General features: G+C 36.4%; 4 protein-coding genes and 1 pseudogene. 3 read left to right on the forward strand and 2 right to left on the reverse strand.

The window, feature by feature from the left end; translation table 11 throughout:
• Window positions 1-385: 385 nt before the first annotated feature.
• The 3 genes and pseudogenes from EJN84_RS12045 to EJN84_RS12055 form a co-directional block, all read left to right on the forward strand.
• Window positions 386-1,132 (forward strand): annotated as a pseudogene (locus EJN84_RS12045) (IS30 family transposase); the annotation flags it as partial.
• Between the two features lie 42 nt (window positions 1,133-1,174).
• On the forward strand, window positions 1,175-2,569 hold the full coding sequence (locus EJN84_RS12050) for an McrB family protein (protein ID WP_238944024.1): 1,395 nt from the start codon (window positions 1,175-1,177) through the stop codon (window positions 2,567-2,569).
• The gene (locus tag EJN84_RS12055; protein WP_129595658.1) at window positions 2,566-3,939 is read left to right on the forward strand and encodes an McrC family protein; all 1,374 of its coding nucleotides are present in this window, start codon (window positions 2,566-2,568) and stop codon (window positions 3,937-3,939) included. Before EJN84_RS12050 ends, EJN84_RS12055 begins: the two co-directional genes overlap by 4 nt.
• Window positions 3,940-4,406: 467 nt before the next feature.
• Here EJN84_RS12055 and EJN84_RS12065 read toward each other — a convergent pair whose 3' ends face one another.
• Together EJN84_RS12065 and istB are read right to left on the reverse strand one after the other, a co-directional pair.
• Window positions 4,407-4,940, reverse strand: a complete 534-nt coding sequence (locus tag EJN84_RS12065) for a transposase (RefSeq protein ID WP_129595659.1) — start codon at window positions 4,938-4,940, stop codon at window positions 4,407-4,409.
• A gap of 10 nt (window positions 4,941-4,950) precedes the next feature.
• Window positions 4,951-5,558, reverse strand: a 608-nt coding sequence (istB, locus tag EJN84_RS12070; protein WP_129595660.1) for an IS21-like element helper ATPase IstB, incomplete at its 5' end; no start/stop codon positions are given.

A 5,558-nucleotide genomic window follows, 5' to 3' on the forward strand; every position in this document is an offset into this window, starting at 1 on the left:
TATCCCTTTTTCTATGGCATCGTGTAAAACAATGATTCACAATGCCTATCTGCTTGAACGATTTATTTGCGTGTCCGGCATAAAGCCGAACAGAAGATTAAATGATAAACTTGTTAAAGAACTCGTCCAGTTTGCAGCTATTGCTGCATGACTCGTATATTAAATAATTAACGAACTATTGATTATATAATCTCATAATGCATCTTAAACTAAAACAGAATTGAAAAGGATAATTTTTTGGCCAATCCGCTTTTATGCTTTTCATTTGCATATGTACAAAAAACAATCCGGTGGGGGTGGACTCAATTTCTATCAATAATTGTAAAGTTTCACCGCGTTGTTGATGTTCTTTAACAAATTTTCAATTAGCCCAAACCTTTCATACTTACCGGGCAACGGGTCAACTCCGCCGTGGATGAAAGAAAAAGTGCTGAAATTAATCCGGGAAGATTGGTCTCCCAAACAGATCAGCGGATATTTAAAAAAACAGGAGAATATTGCTCTCTCACACGAAACTATTTACAAATTGATTCGGAAGGACAAGCAAAACGGCGGGGAGTTGTACAAGCATTGCCGCCATAAGCTCAAACACCGTAAAAGGCCTGTGGGTTCGGTTAAAAACATACCCAACCATACAAGTATACACCAAAGACCTAAGGATGCTGACGGAAAAAGATTTGGAGACTTTGAGATGGACACGATTATCGGAGAAAATCATTCAGAGGCTATACTGACAATAACAGAGCGAAAAACAAATTATATAATGATACAAAAATTACCGAAGGGAAGGGATTCCGAGGAGCCGACAAAGGAGGTCTTTAAAAAACTATTGCCTTTCAAGGATAAACTTAAAACCATCACAACCAATAATGGATCGGAGTTCGCTGCACATGAGTCAATAACTAAAATGTTAGGGGTTCCGGTTTATTTTGCCGATCCCTACAGTTCTTGGCAAAAGGGAGCGATTGAGAACGGGAATAAACTCATCAGGCAATATATCCCCAAAAAGGCTTCTTTTAAAGATTATTCGGATCAGGATATCAAATATATTCAGTACAAACTAAACCGAAGACCTCGAGAAAAATTAGATTTAAAATTACCCAAAAATGAGTTTTTCAAACATTTTGTGTAATTTCGCACTTGCTGGTTGAATCTACATATTCAAGCAAAAAATATGAGCATTAAAATAGAAAATATTAGACAATTCATAAAAGAAAAGGCAGAACAATTTGGCGCCAAATCGGACAACGAATTCAACAAACCATATGTTGAAAGGAACAACACGGATCAAAAGGCACTTAAAGACAATGGAGCATATTTTGGCTTTATCCACCCAGAAGAGGAAACGTCCGGACCTTTTCACGATTTTTCATTGACCATTTTCCCAAACGACCAAAACAAACCTTGGTTGGTATGTCTTGGTATTGGTTCAAGCGGCTTTAAAAATGACTATGAATTAGCAACATATCCTGGCCTTAGGCGACTATTTTCAAAACTTGTTAATGAAAGAGGTTTTTGCAAATCAGATTTTTCTGACATTGAAACTAGCTTGCCAAAATCGATTACTGGTAATTCGGACTTACAACACATAAAAAACACTATTAAGACTTATAGTAAAGTTTTACCAGCTTGTCAAATTGTTGATGATCCAGAAAGCGAATTAGGGAAACAAATTATAGCTGCATTTGTTGCAGGTTATGCTAAACTTCGAGACTGGCCTTCAAATAAAGAACATAGAAAAGCAGTTTCTGAAGCTTTAGAACCATTTCTCAGAAAAGAAACAATGGATGAAACAGAAGAAGTGAAAAATCTATTAAACGAAAGAAAATACATTGTTCTTCAAGGTCCTCCCGGGACAGGTAAAACTAGAACAGCTAAAAGTGTTGCAGAGAAAATTGGTGCAAAAACATTCTTTACTCAATTTCATGCAGAGACCAATTATTCTGATTTTATCTTTGGCATTCGCCCTGACACTACAAACCAAGAACTTCGATACAAAGAATATTTAGGAAGTTTCTCTAAAGCATTAAAATATGCGATTGAACATAACACCGAAAAAGTCATTTTAATTATTGATGAAATAAATAGAGCCAATCTTTCAAATGTATTAGGACCAATATTTTACCTATTCGAACATAAAATGGACATTTCAAATGTTGACATCGAAATTTTTCCCAACTTCAAGGTGAAAAAACTACCCGATAACTTTTTCGTCATAGCAACTATGAACACAGCCGACAGAAGTTTAGCCGTGGTGGATTTTGCTCTAAGAAGACGTTTTGCCTGGTATACGCTTAAACCAAAGGCCATAAATTCAAAACAGTTTTTCAAAGAAGACTTTACTAAAATTCAAGAAATATTTGATTGGTATGCCTCAAGCGCAGAGTTGACATTACAACCTGGACAAGGTTATTTTATTGCTGACTCTGAAGACGAAATGAAAAATCGTATTCGTTACGAAATATTCCCTTTAATTAAAGAGTATTTACAAGAAGGACTATTAAAAAACGCAAAAGAAGAGTTCAATAACTACTTCTCCACTAGAATAAATCTTTCACTTTTCGAATGACAAAACCATTAGATGTTTTTTATGAAATACCTTGCTTAACAGAACAATCCAAACAGTTAAGTGGAATTGCATTACAAAAAAAATGGTTCAAGTCAGCTGACAAAAGAATTATAGGACAATACCTTCAAAAATTCATTGATTACAATTCAGTGCAATTTAAATTCCTTGGTGTTCAACCATACATTTTGGGAACGGACCAAAATACGACACTCACATTTCGTTCTTCTGGTTTTATTGGCTCTATTCCGCTACGAGCTCCCGACACCGGGAAACAAATTGGTGATTTTGTTGTTATGCCCAGGTTTACCGGGCATGACAGATTTGAGGATTATATTGAAATTCTAGATCTACTTGGTACAGAAATAAGCCCAGAGATCACTGATAGTTTACCACTAGCATCAGGTAGAAACTTTAGACCTCCGTTATATTTGGAAGCTATAAAATTTATTGAATCTCTTGAAAAACTAACAATGAGACCGTGGCAAAAATTTGACAACGTTGAAAAAGTCTCAAGCCAGCCGACTGGCCAAATCAATTGGACAAAATATATCAACAATGAATACAAGGTGGAAAACCGGTTAAAGTTTCCGGTAAGGACGAATATTTTAAGCGAATTTCATAGCGAATATGCTGAAATCAGGTATGTGTTTGACATTTGCAAGAAGGAAATTCTTTCAGCGAACACTCCTCAAAGAATTAAAAACACAGTAAGAAATAGATTATCGTTTCTTGAAGAACGTTTGTATCATCACAAACCAAAAACAACTAATAGAATTATAATCCGGTTTTCAGATAGTCCGACTATAAAAACTTGTAAGGACCAAGCAAATAAAATCCTAAACTTTAACCTTGTAGACAGTACAGCTTGGCGTGTTGATTTTTCAGATGTTTTCGAAAAATTTGTCCAATACATTTTTAAAGAAGCAGTAAAGGAAACTGGTGGACGACTGTATACGAACTTCAAGTTTCATTCTAGGTCTTCAAAGCATTACGCATGGGAACTAAAGCACATAGAGCCGGATGCTATTTTTCAGAAAGAAAATGTCTCGGTTTTTATTGATGCCAAATATAAATCAAATCTATACAATAAATTTGATCAAAGTGAAGTGCTAAAAAAAGAATATAGGCATGACTTGCATCAAATCATGGCTTACTCATCATTCAGTAAAACTGATTTTAAGTTTGGTTTCTTATGTTACCCTTCCGATCAAATTGAAATAAAAAGTATACAGTATAAAAATGGAATTAACACAGTCACCAATACAATATTGATTTTAGGCGTCCCTTTAAAAAAAGATAGCATTACCAATACAAAAAGACTTTTAATAAAAGAACTTAACGAGATTGAAAGAAAAACAATAATCCCGTAACAAGCAGGACAAAAACTGGCGGAATGTTATTTTATTTAAGGTTTTTTAGCTCGTTTTAACTTTGTTGCAACTTGAGAGAAAGATTCCTGCAATTGGCAACTAACCATATTCTCGAGCGTTATGACTGTACTAACCCCCAAATAATATGAAATAAATTTGGCAATTCAGTTTGACACTTTAATTTTGTAAAAACTATGCCAAGAGAAGCGATCTGGCATTGGCTAATGTGGAGGCATTGGCACAAAGTGAAGGTGGTCCAAATATTATTCCTTGTTATGGAACAATTAAAATTGAACTACGGGATCCCGATGTATATGAGCCCACATGGACCATAACTTTTTGCAATGGATGTCAATTAGCCACGTGTTATGAATATACAGATTCAGGGAACTGTACCACTGGTGGATTCATTTTAGTATAAAGTTTTAACTAAAACATACTGCTGGTGCGTTAATATGTGAAACGTTTTAACAAAACAATGATAATTGATCTTTGACATTTTTATCGTCTTGATTGGGTGTATGTTCAGTCAGCAGTTGGCGTAGTAGAGTTTTGTCGAAAGCCGATATTCGTAAGATCTGCATAATTTCATAAATCGCGAGCGGACTTTTTGTCAAATGTTTGATATAGGCAACAATCAAATGGGTGCAAATTGCCGTCCACAAGTGTATCTTAACTGCATTTGGGGAATGTCCCCAAAGTTTTTTGACTGTCAGATTTTGTTTTATCCATTTGAAAAATACTTCAATTTGCCAACGGTTTTTATACAAATATGCTACCTCAAGGGCAGATACATCAAAATTATTGGTCAAGAACACAAGTAGTTCGTCGTTTTCGCTGTCGTAAAACTCAACAAGACGTAGCTTTTCAGGATAAAGGCGTTTCGATTTTGGAACAGTAAGTTCTATTATCTTGTCGGTTCTCAATCCCGTTGCTTTGATATTCCGATGATACCCACCCAGTGATTCCGGCGATATCCACCCACTGGCTGAAACTATCAATTTGACAAAGTTATCTTTTTTTTCTTAAACTATCTCCTTTTAATTCGATTCTATGTGAAGTTGAAGTATGGATCATTCTATCCATAAACGCATCCGCGATCGTTTCATCCGAGAACAGGTCGAACCAGCTGGCCGGAGGTAGCTGACTGGCTATGATGGTTGCTTTCCTGGCATGCCTGTCCTCGATTATTTCCATAAAATCCAGCTGCTGTTGATTGTCTATTGTGCCGATGCCAAAATCATCGAATATCAATAAATCTGTTTTGGCCAGCTTTTCAAACAACCGCATGACAACACCTTCCACTCTGGCGATTTTAATTTTTGCCATCAGCTTTTGCATACCGAAGTAGTATACGCTAAATCCCTGTTTGCATGCCTGATAACCCAATGCGGAAGCTATAAAGCTTTTTCCACATCCCGTGGCTCCCGTAATCAAAATCGATTCCCCCTGGCGAATATAGTTTCCTGTTGCCAGAGAAAGGATTTGTACCTTGTCCATCCCCCTGGAAGTATCGAAACTCAACTCCTCCGGGGTTGCCCGATATCGAAACGAAGCGTTTTTTACCAAACGGGTATAGCGGTTTGCTTCCCGCTGGTCCCGCTCTCCCTGGATGAGCA

Origin of the sequence: Seramator thermalis (genome assembly GCF_004138125.1) — a bacterium.
GTDB classification, from domain to species: Bacteria; Bacteroidota; Bacteroidia; order Bacteroidales; family Dysgonomonadaceae; genus Seramator; species Seramator thermalis.

Bases quoted from the DNA above. Each gene is read 5' to 3' on its own strand.
- EJN84_RS12050 (WP_238944024.1), top strand. From the start codon at position 1,175: ATGAGCATTAAAATAGAAAATATTAGACAATTCATAAAAGAAAAGGCA.
- EJN84_RS12055 (WP_129595658.1), top strand. From the start codon at position 2,566: ATGACAAAACCATTAGATGTTTTTTATGAAATACCTTGCTTAACAGAA.